We start from the raw sequence: 20,486 nt of genomic DNA, 5'->3' as shown, positions 1-20,486 counted from the left end.
AAATTTCTCCTTTCAGCCAGACTCAGGCTACTTTTCCGCTCTCAGCCTTATCGGAATAAAACCGATATACGACTCTGCCAAGTATCTCATCTTCAGAAACAAGACCAATCTCACGGCTGTCCGTAGAATGATTCCGGTTGTCGCCCATCACGAACACATAGCCGAACGGAACCGTATATTCATAGCAGTCGTTCTCAGCATCATAAAAGACCTCGCTGAAGCTTCCGGTATTCACCATCCGCTCCTTTATGTACGGCTCGTCAAGAACCCTTCCGCCGATCTCCACCTCGCATTTGTTATAATCTATCCTTACGGTTTCGCCGGCAGTCGCTATAACCCTTTTGACAATTACCTCGTTCATAACGCCGGAATTTATAACTACGATATCACCTCTTGAGGGATCGTAGCAGAGATTGGAAATTATCAGACGGTCGTCCTGAAAAAGCGTATTTTCCATCGAACTTCCAACAACGACAACTATTTTAAACACAAAGGTAAACATCAGTATGACAACGAAAACCGCCATAACCAAGGTTTCCGCCCAGCCTAAAACTCCGCTGGCAAACGAATCAGGATCGTATTTTTCCGCGCGCTTATTGAGATTCATCCGTCGTCACCTTATTCTTCCGAATCCGCTGAACGGAAGGATCCGGAATATAGCCTTGCCCAGAACATCGTCCTCGTCAATAAAACCGACTAAATACGATCTGCTGTCCGTAGAATGATTCCTGTTGTCGCCCATAACAAAAAGCTTACCCTCCGGAACCTGATACTCAAAAACATTATCGTCATTGTCATCTAAATACTGAGTATCAAAGCCTGGCAGCACTGTCATTTCCTCATTGATATAATCTTCCTCAAGCTTTTCTCCGTTTACTGTCACCGAATTGTCGGAATAGTCTATGCGAACCGTATCTCCGCCGATTCCTATGCAGCGCTTTATTATAGTTTTACCCAGTCCCACGCTGTTGAGCACTATAATATCTCCCCGCTGAGGCTTATAGTTAAAATGATAAATAATAAGCCTGTCGCCGTCGCTCAGCGTAGAATTCATAGAGGGGCCCTCTACCACAACGTTGCGAAAAACAAACATAAAAATAAGAATAACTACAAAAACGGCGAAAATAAAAGATTCCACCCATTCCAATACCTCATTCAGTACCTTTGACGGCAGTCTGTTATTATCGCCGCCGCTTTTATCTTTTTGCATAGCAATGCCTCTATTTCCCTGCCCTTTCAAGGCAGATTTATATTAAAATAATCATATAAAATTATTATATCAAAATATGCTGCGGATTTCAAGGGCTTTATCAAAAAAAGCGGCATATTAACGACAATTTTACAACTCGGCAGCCTCGCCGACAGCACAGCGGTTCCCCGGCAGAACGCATTTGCCTTGATATGCAGTCCCGCGCTTTGCGCGCCGCAGCAAGCCGGCGCAGTTTCCTGCAAAAAACAAGAGCCGGACAGAACCGGCTCTTTAAACTTAAAATTATCTGATTGCTTCCTTGACCTTGGCTGCCTTTCCGACTCTGCTGCGGAGATAGTACAGCTTGGCTCTGCGGACACGTCCGCTTCTTACAACCTCTACCTTCTCTACAACGGGGGAATGTACAGGGAATACTCTCTCGATTCCGCAGCCGTGAGCTACGCGGCGAACGGTAAACGTTTCATTGATACCGCCGTGCTTCTTGGAAATAACCGTTCCTTCAAATACCTGAATCCTCGACTTGTCGCCTTCCTTGATCCTAACGTGAACCTTTACGGTGTCTCCCACGTTAATAACGGGAACCTCTGATTTTAAGCTTGAATTTGAAATAAGTTTTAAAGCGTCCACTTTAAATACCTCCTGTTTATTTTCAGACATTCATTCGCTTTATGGCGGAAACAGCTTATTCCGCAAAGCCAGAGGACTGTCCGCTTTAATGTCTTTCCGCATAACGGAAAACGGCACTAACTCTCGTCGTACAAAGTCCGACGGTAATTCAAATGCTTTAATATTATATCACAAAACGCGCTTCATTTCAATTGTCTGTTATATAAAAAGTTCGCCCGATTCAGTCATGATTTTTGTGCGTTCTGTATATATACTGTTTATTTCAACGGATTTGCTGCGGCAGAATGCGTCGATTACCGCCGCGGTATTGAGATTAAAGCTGTTTCCCGCCGGAAGTATCAGGTCTATAAGCGTTTCTCCGTTTTCAGCAGCGGCGCTTACAAGCCGTATGTGCGGTTTGATGTCCACCAGATTTATTCCTTTTTTCTTTGAACGCTTCTCTATTTCTATCCTGTCCTGACCGAGGAAATCATAAAACAGCTCCTTAGCCCTGTCAGCGCCGTAATTACAGGTAAAACGTATAACATATTCCGCAGACGCGATTTCCGTATGCTTCATTATCGGCTCCGCGACGCTGCGTACTTTCAGACCCTCCGGCATAGCCGCGTTAAGCCTGTCCTTTATCTCGCCGTACTCCAGCTTTTCAACAAGCGCAACGTCCAGTATCTCCGTACAGCTGTCCGTTCCCAGCGGAAGCGCCAGAGGAAACATAAGATACGCGTGGGGATTGAAGCCCTGAGTGTACCAAAGCGGAATACCCGCTCTTTTAAAAACCCTCTGCATTGTACGCATAAGATCAAGGTGAGAGATATACCTGGCTCTTCCCGTTTTGCAGTATATGATCCTGTATTCAAAGCGTTCTATAATCAGATTCTGATTTTTCGGTATCAGCTGCTTAGCCACAGTAAACACCTCCGCAGTTCCTTCCTACTCCGCAGCCGGAGCAGCCCTCCTTGCAGTTTCGGGTAGTCTGAGCGTTATGCGCCTTCTTGTTTTCCCTTATCAGAAATTCCTTGGAAATAAGATAATCAAGGTGAGACCAGGGCATTACTTCGTCATAGGAACGGCGGCGGTTAGCGTAAAAGCCGATGTCAACTCCGCACTCGCTGAACGCTTCGAGCCACAGGTCGAATCTGAAGTGCTCGTCCCAGCTGTCAAGAGTACAGCCCTTTTTCCACGCCGTATACACCGCCCTGCAAAGCCGTCTGTCGCCTCTTGCCAGAACCGCTTCAAGTATTGATACGTTCTGCTGGTGATAGCTGCATTTGATCTTCTTTGAATTTATGCAGTCCAGCAGATACTTCTGCTTTTTCGCTATCTCCTCGGGAGCTGCCTGCGGTTCAAATTCAAAGGGAGTAAAGGGCTTAGGCACAAAGGTCGCGGCGGAAACTGAAACCTGAATACTTTTTCCGCGCTTTTCCTTGGGAGTTTCATAGTAGAGATCAACAATATCCTGCGCCAGCTTGGCTATGCCCTCTACGTCCTCCATAGTTTCCTCAGGAAGCCCCAGCATAAAATACAGCTTTACCGTCTGATAGCCCTCGTCAAAGGCAAGGCGGCAGGTCCGCATTATTTCATCCTCAGTAATATTCTTGTTTATAACATCTCTCAGACGCTGAGTTCCCGCCTCCGGAGCAAAGGTCAGACCGCTTTTTCTTACGGCGGCTATCCTGTCTATAAGCTCCTTGCTGAAATTATCTATCCTCAGCGACGGAAGCGAAAGATTGATTTTTTCCTCGTCGGTATAATCAGACAGCCTTTCAAGCAGCTCGTTTATCTTGGTATAATCGCTGGTTGAAAGAGAGGACAGCGAAACCTCCTCGTAGCCCGTCTGCTCGCACAGACATCTGGTTTCTTCCGTGATCGTGTCTATATTCTTTTCTCTGAACGGACGGTAGATAAAGCCCGCCTGACAGAAGCGGCAGCCTCTGATACAGCCTCTGAGCACCTCTATGACCGCTCTGTCGTGAACGATGCCGGTAAATGGCACTACAAAGCTGTCGGGATAATAAACACTGTCAAAATCCTTGACGATCCTTTTCCTGACCTTTGCAGGCGCCTGCGCCGTATTCGGCAGCACCGACCTGACAGTTCCGTCGCCGTTGTATTCAACGTCGTAAAACGACGGGACATATATTCCCTCGATTTTCGCCGCCTCTCTGAGAAACTCCTCCTTGGACGGAGCAAGCGGCTTCATTTTTTCATACAACCTGAGCAGCTCAAGATTGACCTCCTCGCCTTCTCCGATAATGAAAAGATCAAAAAAATCGGCCATAGGCTCGGGGTTGCATACGCACGGACCTCCGCCGACGATTATGGGCGTCAGCGATTTTCTGTCCTTGGCATAAACCGGAAGCCCCGCGAGCTCAAGCATAGCAAGTACATTTGTATAGGAAAGCTCGTACTGAAGAGTAAAGCCGATAAAATCAAACTCCGTCAGCGGATCAAGGCTTTCAAGAGCGTACAGGGGAATTGAATTTTCACGCATATGCGCCTCAAAGTCCTTATCCGGCATAAAAACTCTTTCGCACCACCAGTTGGGCACGGAATTTTTCAGACCGTAAAGTATCTTCATTCCTAAATGCGACATACCGACATCGTAAATATCAGGAAAACAGAAAGCAAACCTTACGTCTACCTTGGATTTATCCTTTACGACGCTGCCATGCTCTCCGCCTATGTATCTCGCGGGCTTCTGGGTTTTAAGCAGAAGCTGTTCTATTTTGCATTTTATTTCTTCCAAAGGAAAACCTCCGATTTCTACTTGCATCAGGCTCAGTACCTGAATCCGCTTCTGTTCCGCATTTGTTACTTACCGCCGAAAAACTCCGCAAACGCCATATATCCGAACGTAACCAGCAGCGATATGCTTACATTGCCGGACAAAAGCATTTTTATCATTACCGACATGAAAAAAAGCAGAAAAAAGCCCCTGATAAAATCACATATCCGGCTTTCGTTCAAAGCAAGCGAAAGAATACGCCCTCCGTCAAAATATTTTACAGGCATAAGATTGAATATACCCAGAAACAAATTGGCGCAGGCAAAGTAATTAAGCCCGCCGGAAAATATCCGCCACAGCAGCGCTATAAAAAGATTGACAGAACACCCGGCAAGGAGAATTATCATATCCTGTTTTTTTGAAACCAGTCTGCCTTTCCGGGGTGATAATTTTATCCCGCCGGCGTAAAAAAGCACCCGCTCGGGAGGAATCCCGAACATACACATTGCCGAAATATGCCCCAGCTCATGAAGGATACAGCAGATAAGCGCCGTTATTATCTTAAAACCCCATGAGCCGTTCCACAGCGTAACCGCCGCCACGACCGCAAAAAAAGTAAATGAAAGTAAAACCTTTATCCTGCCGATCGATAATTCAAGCATAACCATAACCGCTCAGCGCGGCAGCTCCTCCGTTTCCGGAACATTATTCTTTAAACTCCGTTCCGGAATAATATATATGCGGACCTGCCCCGCTAAAGAAGCGATTTTCTGGATAATGCCTGTTTGTGCCGTTATTTCTTTAAACCTGCCAGCTGTTCAGGTATTTTTCCTGCTCCTCGCTCAGCCTGTCTATCTCAAGATTCCAGAACTTAAGCTTGCGGTTCGCGACCTCTCTGTCTATCTCCTCGGGAACTGAATTTACCATGCTCTCAAGCTTTTCCCTGTTTTTGACAAGATAAGCCGCCGAAAGAGCCTGAATAGCAAAGGACATATCCATTATTTCAGCCGGGTGACCGTCGCCCGCCGCCAGATTCACCAGTCTGCCTTCGCCGATGACATAGAGCCAGTTTCCGTTTTTAAGCCTATAACCGTCAATATTGTTTCTTGCAAGCCTTGTTTCAACTGCAAGCTTTTTAAGACCAGCCACGTCAACCTCGCAGTCGAAGTGTCCGGCGTTGCACAGGATCGCGCCGTCCTTCATGTTCACAAACGACTTTTCGGTTATAACGTCCCTGCAGCCTGTTACCGTAATAAAGAAATCGCCTATTTTAGCCGCTTCCTCCATTTTCATCACCTTAAAGCCGTCCATAACGGCTTCCATTGCCTTTATCGGGTCTATCTCGGTGATTATCACAGAAGCGCCGAGCCCCTTCGCTCTCATCGCGACGCCCTTGCCGCACCAGCCGTAGCCCGCGACAACAACGTTTTTGCCTGCCACTATCAGGTTAGTTGTACGGTTTATTCCGTCCCACACCGACTGTCCGGTTCCGTAGCGGTTGTCAAACAGGTATTTGCACTTCGCGTTATTGACCAGCATCATAGGGAATTTCAGCTTACCCGCCCTGTTCATCGCGATAAGACGTATAATGCCGGTGGTAGTTTCCTCACAGCCTCCGATAACGTTTGAGATAAGCTCAGGATACTCGTTATGAATAAGATTTACAAGATCTCCGCCGTCGTCGATAATTATATTAGGCCCGGCTTTCACCGTCTGAGTGATATGCCTATGATATTCTTCATCGGTAGCTCCGTGCCATGCGAAAACGTTAAGTCCGTCGTGAACAAGCGCCGCCGCAACGTCGTCCTGAGTTGAAAGCGGATTGCTGCCCGTTATATACATCCGGGCGCCGCCTGCCGCCAGAACCTTGCACAGATAAGCGGTCTTGGCTTCAAGATGGATCGACAGCGCGATTTTCAGTCCCTCAAAAGGCTTGGTCTGCAAAAATTCCTCCTCAACGCTTCTGAGCAGCGACATATTCTGCTTGACCCACTGTATTTTACGCTGTCCGCTTTCCCATAAATTTTCATTTCTTATCTCGCTCATAAAATTACCATGCATAAGGCATGGACTTCCTCCGTTTCCTCAGGATCCGTCCTTATAAGACTTACAGAACGCCGCAGGTAAATACCGCCAGACATACGCTTTGTATTCACAATGCGCGCGCAAAGCCTGTAAAGACCGATCCTCAATATTTTAGGTATTATTTTTCAGCTTCAAGCGCCTTTAACAGCTCCGCAAGCGCTTTTCCCCTGTGCGATACGGAATTTTTAAACTCCGCGTCAGCCTGAGCGAAGCTTTTTTCACCGTACATAAAAATCGGATCGTAGCCGAAGCCGTTTTCTCCCAAAGGACTGTAGCCTATTCTGCCCTCGCACCGTCCCTCGACTGATATTTCCCTTCCGTCCGGTCTGATAAAGTGTATCGCACAGATAAAGCTTGCTCCCCTTTTTTCTTCGCTTACGCCCTTAAGTTTTTCAAGTATAAGCCCGCACCTTTCCCCGTCAGACGAAAGACCGCCGTATCTTGCGGAGTAAACGCCGGGCTCGCCTCCCAGAGCGTCTACGGACAGACCGCTGTCGTCGGCAAGAACCGCGCATTTTTTCAGCTTATAGATAGCTCTTGCCTTTATAGCTGCATTTTCCGCAAAGGTTTCTCCGGTTTCCTCAGCCTCTGTATTTATTCCCGCTTCACTCTGAGAAACCGCCTCATATCCGAGAGGCTCAAGCAGCTCTTTGTATTCGCGTATTTTTCCTTTGTTATTGCTGGCAATGATAAGCTTCATTCTTCAAGTCCTTTCAGCAGACCTGAACGGCGGCATACGGCTTACCCGATGTTGTCCGTCAGATCTGATATGTAATCAATAGTGAAGAAAAGTCACCCTTGACTTTCTCATTTTTTCCCGGTATTTCATAGCCTTATTGCCGTTAATAGTTCCTATGCAGTTTTCATTGTAAATAACCCTTAGATCCAGATTCTCTATCGCGCTTACCGCGGTTGCTCCCACCGAAACTCCTCCGTCTACGCCTACAAGCTCGATCTCCTTGACGTTCCTTGCCCTCATCAGATCGGCAAGAGCGTCGTTTGAAAACGCGTCGGGCTTGCTCTTTTCAAAAATATTGCCGCTTCCCACTATTTTAAGCTTTTCGGCAAGCTTAGCTTCATGGGTGCCCTCCTTGGGCATTGAGCCTACGATCGAGCCCAGACCTTTTCCAATACTTTTGATATAAAAAACCTCTTCAGCCTTATATTCTGAGATACGCTTGTTGATCTCGTCAAAAAGCGTATCGTCTCTGTACGAGTACTTTTCCTTGCTGCGTCCGCGCCCGACATAGATTTCCTGCATATCAACCACAAACAATACCTTATCCATCATAATTACCCCCTGAATCCATTTTGCTGCAATTGCAGTAAACTAATTAAAGCCGGCGGATCCCCAAAACGGCTGAGCCGTATCCGCCGCTTAATTTTTAGATAACTGTGCTATTCAAACAGCGCGCTGACAAAATCCTTTGCCGAAAACGGCTGAATATCGTCAATCTTTTCGCCGACGGTAACAAGCTTTACAGGCACCTTCAAATCGTCGGCAATGCTTATTATTATTCCGCCCTTAGCGGTTCCGTCAAGCTTTGTCAGAATGATTCCCGTTATATCGGCAGCCTCGTTGAACTGCTTGGCTTGATTAACCGCGTTCTGACCGGTAGTCGCGTCCAGCGCGAGCAAAACCTCAAGCGCGCACCCCTCAGCCTGCTGATGGACTATCCTTGATATTTTGCGGAGCTCATCCATAAGATTTTTCTTATTGTGAAGCCGCCCCGCCGTATCGCAGATAACAACATCGGTATTTCTTGCCTTTGCCGCCGTCAGAGCGTCAAATACCACCGCCGCCGGGTCAGAGCCCTCGTTATGCTTGATTATATCCACTCCGGCGCGCTCGGTCCAGACCTCTAGCTGATCGATCGCCGCCGCTCTGAAAGTATCCGCCGCCGCGACCAGAACCTTTTTACCCTCGTTTTTAAGCTGATAGGCAAGCTTTCCTATCGTGGTGGTCTTTCCCACTCCGTTTACTCCTATAACAAGAATAACCGAAGGCGCCGTTGACATATCAAGAGGCGTATCCTCGCCCAGCATTTCGGCGATAACCTCTTTAAGCATATCCATTATCAAAGCAGGATCCTTTACGCCCTGACTTTTCACGCGTTCCCTGAGCTCACCGCATATCTTCATCGAGGTCGTCACGCCTATATCGCACATGATAAGCGTTTCCTCAAGCTCCTCAAACAAATCCTCGTCGATTTTGGTGAACGAATTAAGCAGACCCTCGATCCTGCTCATCATTGAGTCCTTTGTCTTTTTCAGTCCCGCTTTAAGCTTTTCAAAAAAACCCATAACATCTCTCCTGACTACTGAAGCTTCATTTTTTCGGTATCCGCCATGCTCATTTTCAGCAGCTTGGATATTCCGTCCTCCTGCATCGTAACTCCGTAAAGAACATCCGCCTCTTCCATCGTGCCCCGCCGGTGCGTAATGGCAATAAACTGAGTGGTATCGGTAAACCTGTGAAGATACTGCGCATATTTCGTTACGTTTACATCGTCCAGAGCCGCCTCGATTTCATCAAGCAGGCAGAACGGCGACGGACTTATTTTGAGAATAGAAAAATAAATGCATATCGCAACAAAGGCCTGCTCTCCGCCGGAAAGCAGCGAAAGATTCTTGATAAGCTTTCCGGGAGGCTCTACCCTGATGTCTATTCCGCATTCAAGAACATTTTCCGAATCGGTAAGAGAAAGCTCCGCCGAGCCGCCGCCGAACAGCTCTGTAAAAATCACCTTGAAGTTACGGTTTATCTTTTCAAACGTTTCGGAAAACATCGACTTCATATTTTCCGTCAGACTGTCAATAAGCTCCTCCAGCTCCAGCTTGGAGGTATTGACGTCGTCAAGCTGCCGCTTCATAAACTCATAGCGCTGGGAAACCTCGGCGTATTCCTCTATGGCTCCCAGATTAACGCTGCCGAGATTTTTTATTTTATTTCTCAGCTCCGAAAGCCTTTTATTGGCTTCAAAGACGTCCTCCAGCCTTTCCGACTGCTCCTCAGCCTCGGTTCTGGTAAGCTCGTATTCGTCCCACAGCTGGGAAACGAGCTTGTCGAAATCAGCAGTGCATGACGCTTTCCTCTCGGAAACCCTGTTGACCTCGTTCGACAGAGTTTCCTTTTCTTCCATTTTTATCTTCTGCTCGCTTCTGAGCTTGTTTGCTTTCAGATCATACTCATTATGCTCCCTCTGCGCCTTTTCTATACTGAGGCTTATCTCCGCTATCACGTCGCCGGAACCGTCTATCGCCGCTTTTACCGCTTCTATCTCGGAGCGCTTTCCGGCTATCGAACGCTTAAACCCGAGTATCTTCTCCTGAAGTCTGCCGCCGTCGCCGCTGTTAGTTTCAAGGCTTGTCTTAAGTCTTTCAATGGACAGTCTGCACGCCTCCTGATCCTTGCCGAGCTCAACGTCTTTCATTTTAAGCTCCGAAAGCTGTGAAACAAGCTGTTCCCTTTCAGCTTTGAGGCTGTCTATCCTGCTCTGCGACAACGCAAGCTTCCGCTCTCCGTCAAATATCCGCTTGTCGGTATCGGAAAACTGAGCGTTAGCCTCGTCTATTTCCTTCTGAGATACCGCAAGCCTGCCGCGAAGCGCCTCTATATTGCCTGCCGCGTTTTCAAGCCTTTCCTCATACTGCGCCGAATACTCCAGCACTCTTTTTATTTCCATATCAAGGCGAAGCTCATCCTTTGAGATAGCTTCAAGCCGCTCCTTAACGCCGTCTATATCGGCGTTAAGCTTTGCGGTTTCCTGGGAAAGCCTTTCCCTTTCCAGCTTAAGTCTGTCGTTTTCCGACTGAGCCTTTTCACGCTGTTTTTCCAGAGCGCTTATTTCATTTTTACGGGTAAGTATTCCGGTATTTTTAGAAACGCTTCCTCCCGTAAAGGAACCGCCGGAGTTTATGATCTGTCCGTCCAGCGTGACTATACGGAATTTATAGCCGTGCTTCTTCGCGATAACCGCGGCAAGGTCTATATTCTCCGCTACGCATACTCTGCCGAGAAGACTGTTGATAACTCCCGCGTACCGCTGATCAAACTCCGCCAGATCGCAGGCAAGCGCCACAAAGCCCTCCTCGTTTTCGGGAGGCGGCGCAAGCCGCTGTCCCTTTACCGAAGTCAGCGGCAGAAAGGTTGCCCTTCCGGCTCTTGATTCCTTTAACAGCCTTATTCCTCTCTTTGCGGCGTCCTCATTTTCAACTACTATATTCTGTAGCGCTCCTCCCAGAGCAGTTTCCAGCGCTACGGAATATTCCGGCTTTACGCTGATAAGCTGGGCTACCGAGCCGCAGACTCCTGAAATTCGCCCCTGCTTTGACGCCTGAAGGATATGCTTCACGCTGTAGGCAAAGCCCTCCATCGAATTTTCAAGATCGCGCAGCAGTCCAAGCTTTTGTACTATTTCTCTCAGCGCGATGTCGTTTTGCGAGAATTTTTCCTCCGCCGCTCTCAGCTTTTCCGTTTTGCTTTCCAACAGCTTTGAAAAGCCGGACAGCTTATTTTCATTCTCACCTTTCAGTTCCGCCGTCTTGTTCCTTGATTTCCTTAAATTTTCAAGCTCCGAAGCGGTAAATTTCGCCTTGCTCTCCGCCTCCGACATTTCTGCGGCGGCGGCGTTTATGCTTTCCTGCGTTTCAGACAGATTATTCTTTGCGTTTTCCAGTTTAAAGCTCAGCTCTGATTTTTTCAGATACAGCAGATTAAGCTCGCTGTTTGAGTCTGAAAGCTCCCTGTCAAACTCCTCGGAGCGTGATTGCAGACCCGAAAGCTTTTCCTCGGCGCTGCTGATTTCATTTTCAAGCCTTTCTTTCCGTACTGCCGTTTCTTTCAGATCGTTTTCACGCTTTTCAAGCTCGGCGGTAAGAAAATATTCGGAGCTTCTTGACTGCTCTATCTGCTCCTCCGCCTGCCTTACCGACTCGTTCAGATGCTCTATATCGTTTTCAAGCACCGCGATTTTCGCGCCTGCCTGTGAATTTTCAAGCTCCGTCTGATGTATCCTGTCCCTCAGCTCATCGACCTCGGCTGACTTTCCGGCGCTCATTGCAAACGCGTCCTCTATGCTGTCTTCAAGCTGTTCAAGCTCCCGGGCAACGGCATTATACTGAACGTTCAGAGCTTCCAGCTTCTGATCGTAGCCCTTTGCAGAACCGGACAGCTCCTCCAGCCTGTGCACCCAGACCGAAATTTCCAGTCTGCGCTTTTCATCGTCCAGCAAGCGGAACCTTTTTGCCTTTTCGCATTGCCTTTCAAGCGGACCTATCCTGTCCTCCAGCTCATTCATTATATCGTTAAGACGGGATATATTATCCTCCGCGGCGGAAAGCTTACGCTCCGCCTCTTCCTTTTTATACCTGAATTTTGAAATACCCGCGGCCTCTTCAAAAATCTCACGCCGCTCGGTAGACTTGCTGCTGACGATATCCGCAATTTTTCCCTGTCCTATTATAGAATATCCGTCTCTGCCAAGACCGGTATCCATAAAAAGCTCTACTATATCCCTGAGCCTTGAGGGAGCGCCGTTTATCATATACTCGCTGTCGCCGTTTCTGTACAGTTTTCTGGACACCGAAACAATATCGGTATCAGCCTCCAGCGCCCTGTCCTCATTGTCAATAGTAAGGGTGACCTGAGCAAATCCGGCTTTCGGACGTGATTTCGAGCCGTTGAATATAACGTCCTCCATTCTTCCTCCGCGAAGGGTCTTGGAGGACTGCTCTCCCATTACCCATCTCATCGCGTCGCCGATGTTGGATTTTCCCGAACCGTTAGGCCCTACGACAGCGGAAATGCCCTTATTAAATTCAAGCTTTACCTTATCGGGAAAGGACTTAAAGCCGTGCAGTACAAGCGATTTAAGATACATAACTAACCCCTAAGCTCACATTCATATTTTGACAGCTTTTCATCTGCCACAAATCTCACAGAATTTCCGAAATATTCAGAATTACATTTTTTATGCCCCACAGCCTTACTTATGCTTAGCGGATTTACCGCGATCACATAAGGCTTGAATCTTGATTTTACGCACTCCCACACAGTTTTGTTTAAATTGCTTTTTAAAATCTCTGTTTCAATTTTTCTGCGGAAGATCTCACTTTCACACAATTCCTTAAAAGCGGGATGATAAAATCCTCCAACCTTGCTGCCTTTAATATTATCAGATGAATGAAGTCCGCAGCGAATAACCCTGATATTGTTAGCGTCAAACTCTTCAAGCATTCTTGCGCAAAGCTCTATCATTCTCTCAAATGAAATCGGTTTATAGAGCCCCTCGTCATACAATTCAGCAAGCTTAGTGCCTTTCAGTATTACAGTCGGATAAATCCTCACAGTAGACGGGGCAATTTTTATAACCCTGTACATAGTTTTCAGATCGTCAGCATATTTACTGCGATATAGACCCGTCATTATTTGCAGACCCAATTCAAAACCGCGCTTTTTTATAAGTTCAGAGGCTCTGTATACATCTTCTGCAGTATGTCCCCGTTCGTTCGCCTTAAGAACATGGTTGCGCATTGACTGCGCGCCAAGCTCTATTGCCGTAACCCCGTAATGCCGCAGAATATCAAGTATTTCCCCGTCTATATAATCGGGACGGGTCGATATCCGTATCCCTTTGAATTTTCCGGCGCCTACAAATTCATGCGCGGCTTCGAGCAGTTCGAGCATATACTCACGCTCTATCGCCGTAAAGCTTCCTCCGAAAAATGCGATTTCCGAGTTGTTTAAATCGCTGACCTCATTCAACGCCTGAGAGCATATTCTGATAACGTCTTCCGCCCGGGGTATATCCTGTTCTCCTGAAATAGTCCTCTGATTGCAGAACGCGCACATATGCGGACATCCCACATGAGGAATAAATATCGAAATGTTGCTGTGCGGCATTACAGGTCTATCCCCATAAGCGACAGCGCTTCCTTTGCCGCAGCCTGCTCCGCGTTCTTTTTTGACCGGCCCGTTCCTTCTCCTATTACGTTGTGATTGAGCAGCACCTGGACGGTAAACTGCTTGTCATGGTCGGGACCGGATTCGGATTTAAGATAATACTCTATTTTCTCTTCCGGATTTTTCTGGATTATTTCCTGAAGACTTGTTTTATAGTCGTGGAAAGACGACGCCCCCTTCGGCGTAATATCCTCAGGTATAAAAGACAGTATATACGGAGCGGCGGCGTCCATTCCGCCGTCAAGATATATAGCGGCGATTACCGCCTCAAACGCGTCGGAAATAATAGAGGGACGTTCTCTTCCTCCCGTCATCTCTTCTCCCTTGCCGAGAAAAATATGACTTCCCAGATCGATTTTCTTGGCAAACTCAAACAGCGAGTTTTCACAAACCAGCGAGGCTCTCAGCTTTGTCAGCTCTCCCTCGGGGATATGAGTAAAATGCTTGAATATATAATCGGACACAACTATCGACAGCACCGAATCGCCCAGAAACTCCAGTCTTTCGTTGCTGTTTCTCGATTTTTTGTTTTCATTTGCAAAGGACGAATGTGAAAGCGCCTCGTAAAGCAGTTTTTCATTTTTAAATTTATAGCCTATTTTTTCCTGAAGCTTTTCAAGGCTTTCCTGTTCATTCATAAACATAAAAACGTCCTCCCTGATTTTTATGTACAATCACTGACGCTGGCTGTTTTTCATACTTTCAACAGCCGCCGCGATCTCGTCTATTACCTTAGTTTCGGTAAACTGCTTGGCCTGTCTTATAGCATTGTAAAACGCCTTTGCGTTTGAAGAGCCGTGAGCCTTTATAACCGGCTTGGCTGTGCCGAGCAGCGGGGCTCCGCCGTACTCGGAATAATCGACCTTTTTCTTGAATTCCCTGACGTTGCCCATAACCATCAGAGCCGCCAGCTTGGATTTGAAATCCTTCGTCAGCAATGTCTTCAGCTCGCCGGAAAAGAATTTAGCCATTCCCTCATACAGCTTCAGCAGCAGATTTCCGCTGAAACCGTCGGTCACAACCACGTCGCAGTCGCCCATCGGTATCTGCCTTGCCTCTATGTTTCCGGTAAAATTTACGGGAGCCGCCTTCAGCTGCTTATAGGCTTCAAGCTCAAGCTCCCTGCCCTTTGATTCCTCCGAGCCGATATTTGCAAGCCCTACCTTGGGCGAATCAACTCCGAGTATCTTGTTCATATATGCCGAGCCCATTATTCCGAACTGCACCAGCATTTCGGGACGGCAGTCCGCGTTAGCTCCGCTGTCAAGCAGCATTGCCGGAGCGCCCGCCGTAGGAAGTATGGTGGCAAGGGCGGGACGCTTTATTCCCTTTAATCTCTTTACTATAAAAGTTGCTCCTACAACTAAAGCTCCTGTTGAGCCTGCGGAAACAAAAGCGTCGCCCTCTCCGTCGGCAAGAAGCTGCATTCCGACTGCCATGGAGCAGTCCTTTTTGCCTTTTATGACGCTTGTAGGCTCCTCGCATACGTCTATGACCGTATCGGCGTGCTTTATCATCAGCCGGGAAATATCCAGATTATTTTCCTCGGCGCACGCTTTTATTTTGTTTTCATCGCCTACAAGAGTAACGTCTATGTCAAAATCCCTCTGAGCGTCAACCGCGCCCTTTATTACCTCAAGCGGCGCGTTGTCGCCGCCGAAAGCGTCTATTACTATATTCATAAAAATCTTACCTTTCAGACATAACCATAACCTTTGACTGTACTGCTGCCGATCACTTTGATCCGCGCATTTTTATTATAATACATATTTAATAAAAAAGCAACAAAAAACACGGTAAAAATATGATATTACATAAATTTTGAAAACCTATGCCGCCGCTTTCCGACTGAAACACAACCGTCATCTCAAAAAACTTTTTGCCGTAGTGCCGGTCATCTGGACAATTCACACTAGTTTTACTGCTTTACGGAATAAAGATCATAATATAGCGATAACTCTATCCAGAGCCTCCAGACCCCTTTCGGCAAGCTTTTCATACCTAAGCCTTTTGTCCCTTATCCTTTCCTCAGGCTGGGGCAGAATACCCATATTGCAGCCCATAGGCTGGAAGCTTTCTACTGTCGGATCGCTGATATATTTTGACAAAGCCCCGAGCATTGTGGTTTCAGGCAGCGATACATAGTCCTTACCGCTTAGCCGTCTTGCCATATTCAGGCCCGCTAAAATACCGCTCGCCGCGGATTCGATATAGCCCTCCACTCCGGTGATCTGGCCTGCAAAAAACAGATTTTCACGCTCTCTCATATTAAACTGCTCGTTCAGAAGCTTCGGGGAATTTATAAAGGTATTGCGGTGCATAACGCCGTACCGCATAAACTCAGCGTTTTCCAGACCGGGTATCATAGAAAAAACTCTTTTCTGCTCTCCGAATTTGAGATTTGTCTGAAAACCTACCAGATTATAAAGCGTGCCCTGTGAATTTTCAGCTCTGAGCTGAACTACCGCGTAAGGTCTTTTGCCTGTTCTTGGATCGGTAAGTCCTACCGGCTTCATGGGACCGAAACGCATTGTATCCTCGCCCCGCTTCGCAAGCGCCTCTATCGGCATACAGCCCTCGTAAACCTTGAAGCCGTCTTTACCTGAACCCTCCCTGTCAAACGAGTGAAGCGGCGCGGATTCAGCGTTTGTAAGCTCACGGTAAAAGCGCAGATATTCGTCCTTATCCATGGGACAGTTGATATAATCAGCGTCTCCGCGGTCATATCTTGCGGCAAAAAAGATCTTATCCCTGTCAAGGCTGTCAAAGGTAACTATAGGCGCCGCGGCGTCGTGAAAATAAAGACAATCTCCGCAAAGCTTCCTTATGCTTTCAGCCAAAGCGTCCGAGGTGAGCGGGCCAGTCGCGATAATAACGTCGCCCTCGGGAATTTCCGCAGCCTCTTTTCCGATAACCTTTATCAGCGGATTTGAACGGATCATTGCGGTTACCGAGTCCGAAAACCTCTCCCTGTCCACCGCCAGAGCGCCGCCCGCCGAAACCCTTGTTTTTTCAGCGCATTCCATTATAAGCGAACCAAGTCTGCGCATTTCCTCCTTTAACATTCCTGCCGCCGAGCCTGTACGCTCGGCTTTAAGAGAATTTGAACAGACTAACTCTGCAAAGCCGGCATATTTATGGGCGGGAGTATATTTTTCAGGCTTCATTTCGTAAAGCTCCGTTTCAATCCCCGCCTTTGCAAGCTGCCACGCCGCCTCGCAGCCGGCAAGTCCCGCGCCTATAACCTTAACCGCCATTGCTCAGCTCCCTTTCATAGCCGCAGCCCTCTTTATGGCATATCAGCTTTCCGTTTTTCCCGCCCTTCTGGAACAAAGTGGAGCCGCACTTAGGACATTTTTCCTCGGTAGGCATATCCCACGTCATAAAAGAACAATTGGGATTGTCCTCGCAGCCGTAATATTTCTTGCCTTTTTTCGACTTTTTAAGCAGTACCTTTTTTCCGCAGAAAGGACATAAGCCACCGGTTTCCTGCACGATCTTCCTGGTATTGGTGCACTCCGGAAAGCCTGAGCAAGCCATGAACTTCCCGTATCTGCCTATTTTTATCACCATAGGCTTTCCGCAGACCTCGCAGACCTGATCGGTTTCCTCGTCCGGAACCTTTATGCGCTTTCCGTCCATTGCAGTTTCGGCTTCCTTAAGCTCTCCGTCAAAATCCCCGTAAAACTCCTCAAGAGTTTTTACCCAGCTTTTTCTGCCGTTTTCAACTTCGTCAAGACTGGTTTCCATATTCGCGGTAAACTTAACGTCAACTATCTTTCCGAAATGCTCCTTCATCAGCTCGTTGGTAACCTCTCCCAGAGCCGTGGGCTTGAGCTGCTTTCCGTCGCGCTCAACATAATTTCTCGCAAGTATCGTCGTGATTGTGGGAACATATGTCGACGGACGTCCTATGCCGGTCTCCTCAAAGGCCTTGATCAAAGTAGCTTCGGTATATCTCGGAGGCGGCTGGGTGAAATGCTGATTGCCCTCCAGCGACTTTACTTTAAGAACGTCTCCCTTTTTTATCGGAGGCAAAACGTTTTTCTTTTCACCCTCGTCGTCCTTCGATTCCTCGTAAAGCGCTGTAAATCCGTCAAATTTGACAGAATAGCCGGTTGCCTTGAAGCCGCAGCCGTTCGCGTCTATATCAACCGAAACCGTATCCATCAGACAATTGGACATCTGGCTCGCGATAAATCTCTCCCATATCAGCTTATAAAGCTTATACTGGTCGCTCGTCACTCCGCTTTCCTTTATCATATCGGGCGTAAGCTCGGGATGTGAAGGACGTATCGCTTCATGAGCGTCCTGAGCGTTGCTTTTCGACTTGTATTTTTTCGGGGTATCGGGTATATACTTTTCCCCGTATTTTTCTTTTATAAATTCATACGCCGCAGCTCTCGCCTCATCGGAGATCCTCAGGCTGTCGGTACGCATATAGGTGATCAGACCCGTCGCGCCCATACCCTTTATTTCCACACCCTCGTAAAGCTCCTGAGCGGTTTTCATTGTCCTTCTCGCCTGAAAGGAAAGCCTTCTTGACGCCTCCTGCTGAAGCGTTGAAGTAGTAAACGGCGCCGCGGGAGATTTCCTGTGCACGCTTTTCTTCACGTTCGTAACGTTAAACTGAGCGTTTTCAAGCCGTGCAAGTATTTCATCGGTCTGCTCCTTGGTATTCAGCTCAGGCTTTTTCCCGTCAACCGACGCGAGCTTTGCCGCAAACGCCTTTCTGCTCGACTCCGCAAGAAGCTTCGCGTCTATCGACCAGTATTCCTGAGAAACGAAGGAGCGTATCTCCTCCTCCCTGTCGCAGATCATTCTTACGGCTACCGACTGAACCCTGCCTGCCGAAAGACCGCGTCTTACCTTGCGCCACAGAAAGGGAGATATTTTGTATCCGACGATCCTGTCAAGGATACGCCTTGCCTGCTGAGCGTTGACAAGATTCAGGTCTATTGATCTCGGATGGCTCATTCCCGCCTTTATTCCCGTTTCAGTAAGCTCGTTAAAGGTGACTCTGTTTTTATCGCTGAGATCAAGCCCGAGTATCTGCGCAAGATGCCATGAAATAGCTTCTCCCTCACGGTCAGGGTCTCCCGCAAGATAAACGCTGTCGCTTTTCTTTGCAAGCTTTTTTATATCCTTTATAACGCCTTCCTTATCCTTGATATTAACATACTGCGGTTCAAAATCATGCTCTATATCAACGCCCAGCTTCGACTTGGGAAGATCGCGTATATGCCCCTTGGAAGCAACGACCTCGTAATCACCGCTTAAATATCTCTTTATTGTTTTGATTTTGGTAGGCGACTCTACGATTATAAGATTTGACAAACCAATTTCTCCATTCTTTCACGGCTTTAAAAGCCGCCGATTTTCAAAAACCCGCCCGTTCAGACTTAAATCTTTTCCTAACGGATCTTTAAGCCGATGTTTGACGCTTTACGCGGAAAGCCTGCTTTGCATGACCGTACCGCATTTCTGTCCGATATTATTCCGGCAGCTTCAGCAGCCTGCCATTACCCATAAACCCGCGGTCGGGAGCGGCTGCGGAATTAATGTCAGGCAATACCGAACATTTTCCCGGGCAGGGAGCTGACGTATCCGTCAAGCTCAAGAACAGTCAGCTCCGACAGTACCTCCGATATGTCAGCGCCAAGCCGCTCGGCAACATTGTCGGCAAGCATAGGACCGCTTTCTATCGTCCGGCAGATATCCGCCTGAAACGAGGTAAGAGCCGAATAATCTCGTTTTACCTCGTGTCTTTCTGTTTTTTCGTCATCAGCTTTTCTGCCTGCGGCAGAGCGTTTTTTCGCCGGCTTAGGCTTAAGCTCTGAATCTCCGGAATTTTTAAATACGGCGGAATCCTCGGTACTGCTGTATTTTCCTCCGATCACGTCGAAAGAAAAGTCCTCTATCCTCGAAGCCGAAACATAGTATACAAAATCCTCTCCGCCGAATATAGGCTTACATCCCTTTCTCAGCAGATCACGCTGTCCGAAATACCTCCCGTCGGCTATATCATGCGGAGGCACCGCAAAAATCTGCTTTCCCTGTGAAACAGCGTGCCGCACGTTATCAAGCCCTCTGCTGTTTTCGGAACATTCTATAAAAACAAGCGCGTCCGAAATCCCCACAAGTATGCGGTTACGCTTTGTAAAGCTGACCGGGGGACTGTTCATATACGAGCAGGTCTCGCTTATTATCGCTCCTTTTTCACAGATACGCGCTTTAAGCTCTCCGCTTCCTTTAGGATAGTCGGCGTCGATATCTCTGCCGCACACTCCGCAGACATACGCCTCTGATTCCAGAGCGGCTTGAGCGGCAAGCTGATCGATCCCCTCGGCAAGACCTGTGATCACCGAACAGCCGCAGGCGCACAGTTCGCCGCATATCGTTCTTACAGCCGCCTTTGAATACTCGGAAGGAGTTCTCGAGCCTGCAATCGTCGCGGCCGGCTTATTGTTCAAAAAGTCAGGATTTCCTTTGCAAAACAGCACAGCCGGAGGATCTGCGATTTTTTTCAGATGTCCGGGATAACCCTCACTTTCATAACAATAAACAGTTATATTGTCCTTGCTGCATTTTTCGATTATTTCCTCAGCCTTTTCAGGCGCAAAGCTCTTTATCCTTCGGATCTCCCCGTCTGAAAGCCGTCCGCACTCGTTTGCTCTGAGCGCGTACGCAAATTCCTCTGCCGTTTCATATTTATCTCCCAGCCTCCAAAGCCTGGGACTTGCCGCTCCGAATACAACGGTAAGCCAGAGCCAGTAAGCGCGCTTATCCATAAAACTCACCCGTCTGTATGAAAAGTTTTTCCCTGCAAAAAACGTAGCCGTATCCTCAAATAAACACCGCCGACAGAAAAAGCGCCG

At 47.8% G+C, this 20,486-nt stretch carries 17 protein-coding genes; all 17 read right to left on the bottom strand.

Annotated elements, in window-relative coordinates:
- Positions 1 to 22: 22 nt before the first annotated feature.
- The 17 genes from lepB (EIH25_RS11735) to EIH25_RS11655 all read right to left on the bottom strand — a co-directional run bounded on the left by lepB (EIH25_RS11735) (position 23) and on the right by EIH25_RS11655 (position 20,399).
- The gene (gene lepB, locus EIH25_RS11735) at positions 23 to 607 is read right to left on the bottom strand and encodes a signal peptidase I (RefSeq protein WP_124101218.1); all 585 of its coding nucleotides are present in this window, start codon (positions 605 to 607) and stop codon (positions 23 to 25) included.
- Between the two features lie 6 nt (positions 608 to 613).
- A complete protein-coding gene (gene lepB / locus EIH25_RS11730; protein WP_124101217.1) occupies positions 614 to 1,210 on the bottom strand; it encodes a signal peptidase I in 597 nt (198 codons plus the stop codon).
- Between the two features lie 282 nt (positions 1,211 to 1,492).
- Entirely contained in the window at positions 1,493 to 1,837 is a 345-nt protein-coding gene (gene rplS / locus EIH25_RS11725) for a 50S ribosomal protein L19 (protein WP_124101216.1), read from the bottom strand.
- Positions 1,838 to 2,035: 198 nt separating this feature from the next.
- Positions 2,036 to 2,740 (bottom strand): TIGR03936 family radical SAM-associated protein, encoded by a 705-nt coding sequence (locus EIH25_RS11720; protein WP_164489236.1) that lies wholly within the window; start codon positions 2,738 to 2,740, stop codon positions 2,036 to 2,038.
- Positions 2,733 to 4,580 carry a TIGR03960 family B12-binding radical SAM protein gene (locus EIH25_RS11715; RefSeq protein WP_124101214.1) on the bottom strand — a complete coding sequence of 616 codons (1,848 nt, stop codon included), beginning with the start codon at positions 4,578 to 4,580 and terminating at the stop codon, positions 2,733 to 2,735. Before EIH25_RS11715 ends, EIH25_RS11720 begins: the two co-directional genes overlap by 8 nt.
- Positions 4,581 to 4,645: 65 nt before the next feature.
- Positions 4,646 to 5,221, bottom strand: coding sequence for a site-2 protease family protein (locus EIH25_RS11710; protein ID WP_164489234.1), 576 nt, complete (start codon positions 5,219 to 5,221; stop codon positions 4,646 to 4,648).
- Between the two features lie 139 nt (positions 5,222 to 5,360).
- Positions 5,361 to 6,605: an adenosylhomocysteinase gene (locus EIH25_RS11705; RefSeq protein ID WP_124101348.1), complete on the bottom strand. Its 1,245-nt coding sequence runs from the start codon at positions 6,603 to 6,605 to the stop codon at positions 5,361 to 5,363.
- A gap of 157 nt (positions 6,606 to 6,762) precedes the next feature.
- Positions 6,763 to 7,344 carry an RdgB/HAM1 family non-canonical purine NTP pyrophosphatase gene (gene rdgB, locus EIH25_RS11700; RefSeq protein ID WP_124101212.1) on the bottom strand — a complete coding sequence of 194 codons (582 nt, stop codon included), beginning with the start codon at positions 7,342 to 7,344 and terminating at the stop codon, positions 6,763 to 6,765.
- A 75-nt stretch (positions 7,345 to 7,419) separates the two neighbouring features.
- Positions 7,420 to 7,932, bottom strand: a complete 513-nt coding sequence (locus EIH25_RS11695) for an isochorismatase family protein (RefSeq protein ID WP_164489233.1) — start codon at positions 7,930 to 7,932, stop codon at positions 7,420 to 7,422.
- Positions 7,933 to 8,042: 110 nt separating this feature from the next.
- Positions 8,043 to 8,948, bottom strand: a complete 906-nt coding sequence (gene ftsY / locus EIH25_RS11690) for a signal recognition particle-docking protein FtsY (protein WP_124101210.1) — start codon at positions 8,946 to 8,948, stop codon at positions 8,043 to 8,045.
- Positions 8,949 to 8,962: 14 nt separating this feature from the next.
- Positions 8,963 to 12,526: a chromosome segregation protein SMC gene (gene smc / locus EIH25_RS11685; protein WP_124101209.1), complete on the bottom strand. Its 3,564-nt coding sequence runs from the start codon at positions 12,524 to 12,526 to the stop codon at positions 8,963 to 8,965.
- A 2-nt stretch (positions 12,527 to 12,528) separates the two neighbouring features.
- Positions 12,529 to 13,548, bottom strand: a complete 1,020-nt coding sequence (locus EIH25_RS11680) for a radical SAM protein (RefSeq protein WP_124101208.1) — start codon at positions 13,546 to 13,548, stop codon at positions 12,529 to 12,531.
- The gene (gene rnc / locus EIH25_RS11675) at positions 13,548 to 14,246 is read right to left on the bottom strand and encodes a ribonuclease III (RefSeq protein WP_124101347.1); all 699 of its coding nucleotides are present in this window, start codon (positions 14,244 to 14,246) and stop codon (positions 13,548 to 13,550) included. Before rnc ends, EIH25_RS11680 begins: the two co-directional genes overlap by 1 nt.
- 36 nt (positions 14,247 to 14,282) lie before the next feature.
- A complete protein-coding gene (plsX, locus tag EIH25_RS11670; protein WP_124101207.1) occupies positions 14,283 to 15,290 on the bottom strand; it encodes a phosphate acyltransferase PlsX in 1,008 nt (335 codons plus the stop codon).
- A gap of 258 nt (positions 15,291 to 15,548) precedes the next feature.
- Positions 15,549 to 16,865 (bottom strand): methylenetetrahydrofolate--tRNA-(uracil(54)-C(5))-methyltransferase (FADH(2)-oxidizing) TrmFO, encoded by a 1,317-nt coding sequence (gene trmFO / locus EIH25_RS11665; RefSeq protein WP_124101206.1) that lies wholly within the window; start codon positions 16,863 to 16,865, stop codon positions 15,549 to 15,551.
- The gene (gene topA / locus EIH25_RS11660) at positions 16,855 to 18,945 is read right to left on the bottom strand and encodes a type I DNA topoisomerase (RefSeq protein WP_124101205.1); all 2,091 of its coding nucleotides are present in this window, start codon (positions 18,943 to 18,945) and stop codon (positions 16,855 to 16,857) included. The genes trmFO and topA overlap by 11 nt, the downstream gene beginning before the upstream one ends.
- 227 nt (positions 18,946 to 19,172) lie before the next feature.
- Positions 19,173 to 20,399 carry a DNA-processing protein DprA gene (locus EIH25_RS11655; RefSeq protein WP_124101204.1) on the bottom strand — a complete coding sequence of 409 codons (1,227 nt, stop codon included), beginning with the start codon at positions 20,397 to 20,399 and terminating at the stop codon, positions 19,173 to 19,175.
- Between the last annotated feature and the right edge of the window lie 87 nt (positions 20,400 to 20,486).

Origin of the sequence: Ruminococcus sp. Marseille-P6503, from assembly GCF_900604945.1 — a bacterium.
In the GTDB taxonomy this organism is placed as follows: Bacteria; Bacillota; Clostridia; order Oscillospirales; family Ruminococcaceae; genus FB2012.
The sequence above is the reverse complement of the archived record's forward strand: the minus strand, read 5'-3'. Positions and strand labels throughout refer to the sequence as shown.

Bases quoted from the DNA above. Each gene is read 5' to 3' on its own strand.
- lepB (WP_124101218.1), bottom strand. From the start codon at position 607: ATGAATCTCAATAAGCGCGCGGAAAAATACGATCCTGATTCGTTTGCC.
- lepB (WP_124101217.1), bottom strand. From the start codon at position 1,210: ATGCAAAAAGATAAAAGCGGCGGCGATAATAACAGACTGCCGTCAAAG.
- EIH25_RS11710 (WP_164489234.1), bottom strand. From the start codon at position 5,221: ATGCTTGAATTATCGATCGGCAGGATAAAGGTTTTACTTTCATTTACT.
- EIH25_RS11705 (WP_124101348.1), bottom strand. From the start codon at position 6,605: ATGAGCGAGATAAGAAATGAAAATTTATGGGAAAGCGGACAGCGTAAA.
- rdgB (WP_124101212.1), bottom strand. From the start codon at position 7,344: ATGAAGCTTATCATTGCCAGCAATAACAAAGGAAAAATACGCGAATAC.
- EIH25_RS11695 (WP_164489233.1), bottom strand. From the start codon at position 7,932: ATGGATAAGGTATTGTTTGTGGTTGATATGCAGGAAATCTATGTCGGG.
- ftsY (WP_124101210.1), bottom strand. From the start codon at position 8,948: ATGGGTTTTTTTGAAAAGCTTAAAGCGGGACTGAAAAAGACAAAGGAC.
- smc (WP_124101209.1), bottom strand. From the start codon at position 12,526: ATGTATCTTAAATCGCTTGTACTGCACGGCTTTAAGTCCTTTCCCGAT.
- EIH25_RS11680 (WP_124101208.1), bottom strand. From the start codon at position 13,548: ATGCCGCACAGCAACATTTCGATATTTATTCCTCATGTGGGATGTCCG.
- rnc (WP_124101347.1), bottom strand. From the start codon at position 14,246: ATGAATGAACAGGAAAGCCTTGAAAAGCTTCAGGAAAAAATAGGCTAT.
- plsX (WP_124101207.1), bottom strand. From the start codon at position 15,290: ATGAATATAGTAATAGACGCTTTCGGCGGCGACAACGCGCCGCTTGAG.
- trmFO (WP_124101206.1), bottom strand. From the start codon at position 16,865: ATGGCGGTTAAGGTTATAGGCGCGGGACTTGCCGGCTGCGAGGCGGCG.
- EIH25_RS11655 (WP_124101204.1), bottom strand. From the start codon at position 20,399: ATGGATAAGCGCGCTTACTGGCTCTGGCTTACCGTTGTATTCGGAGCG.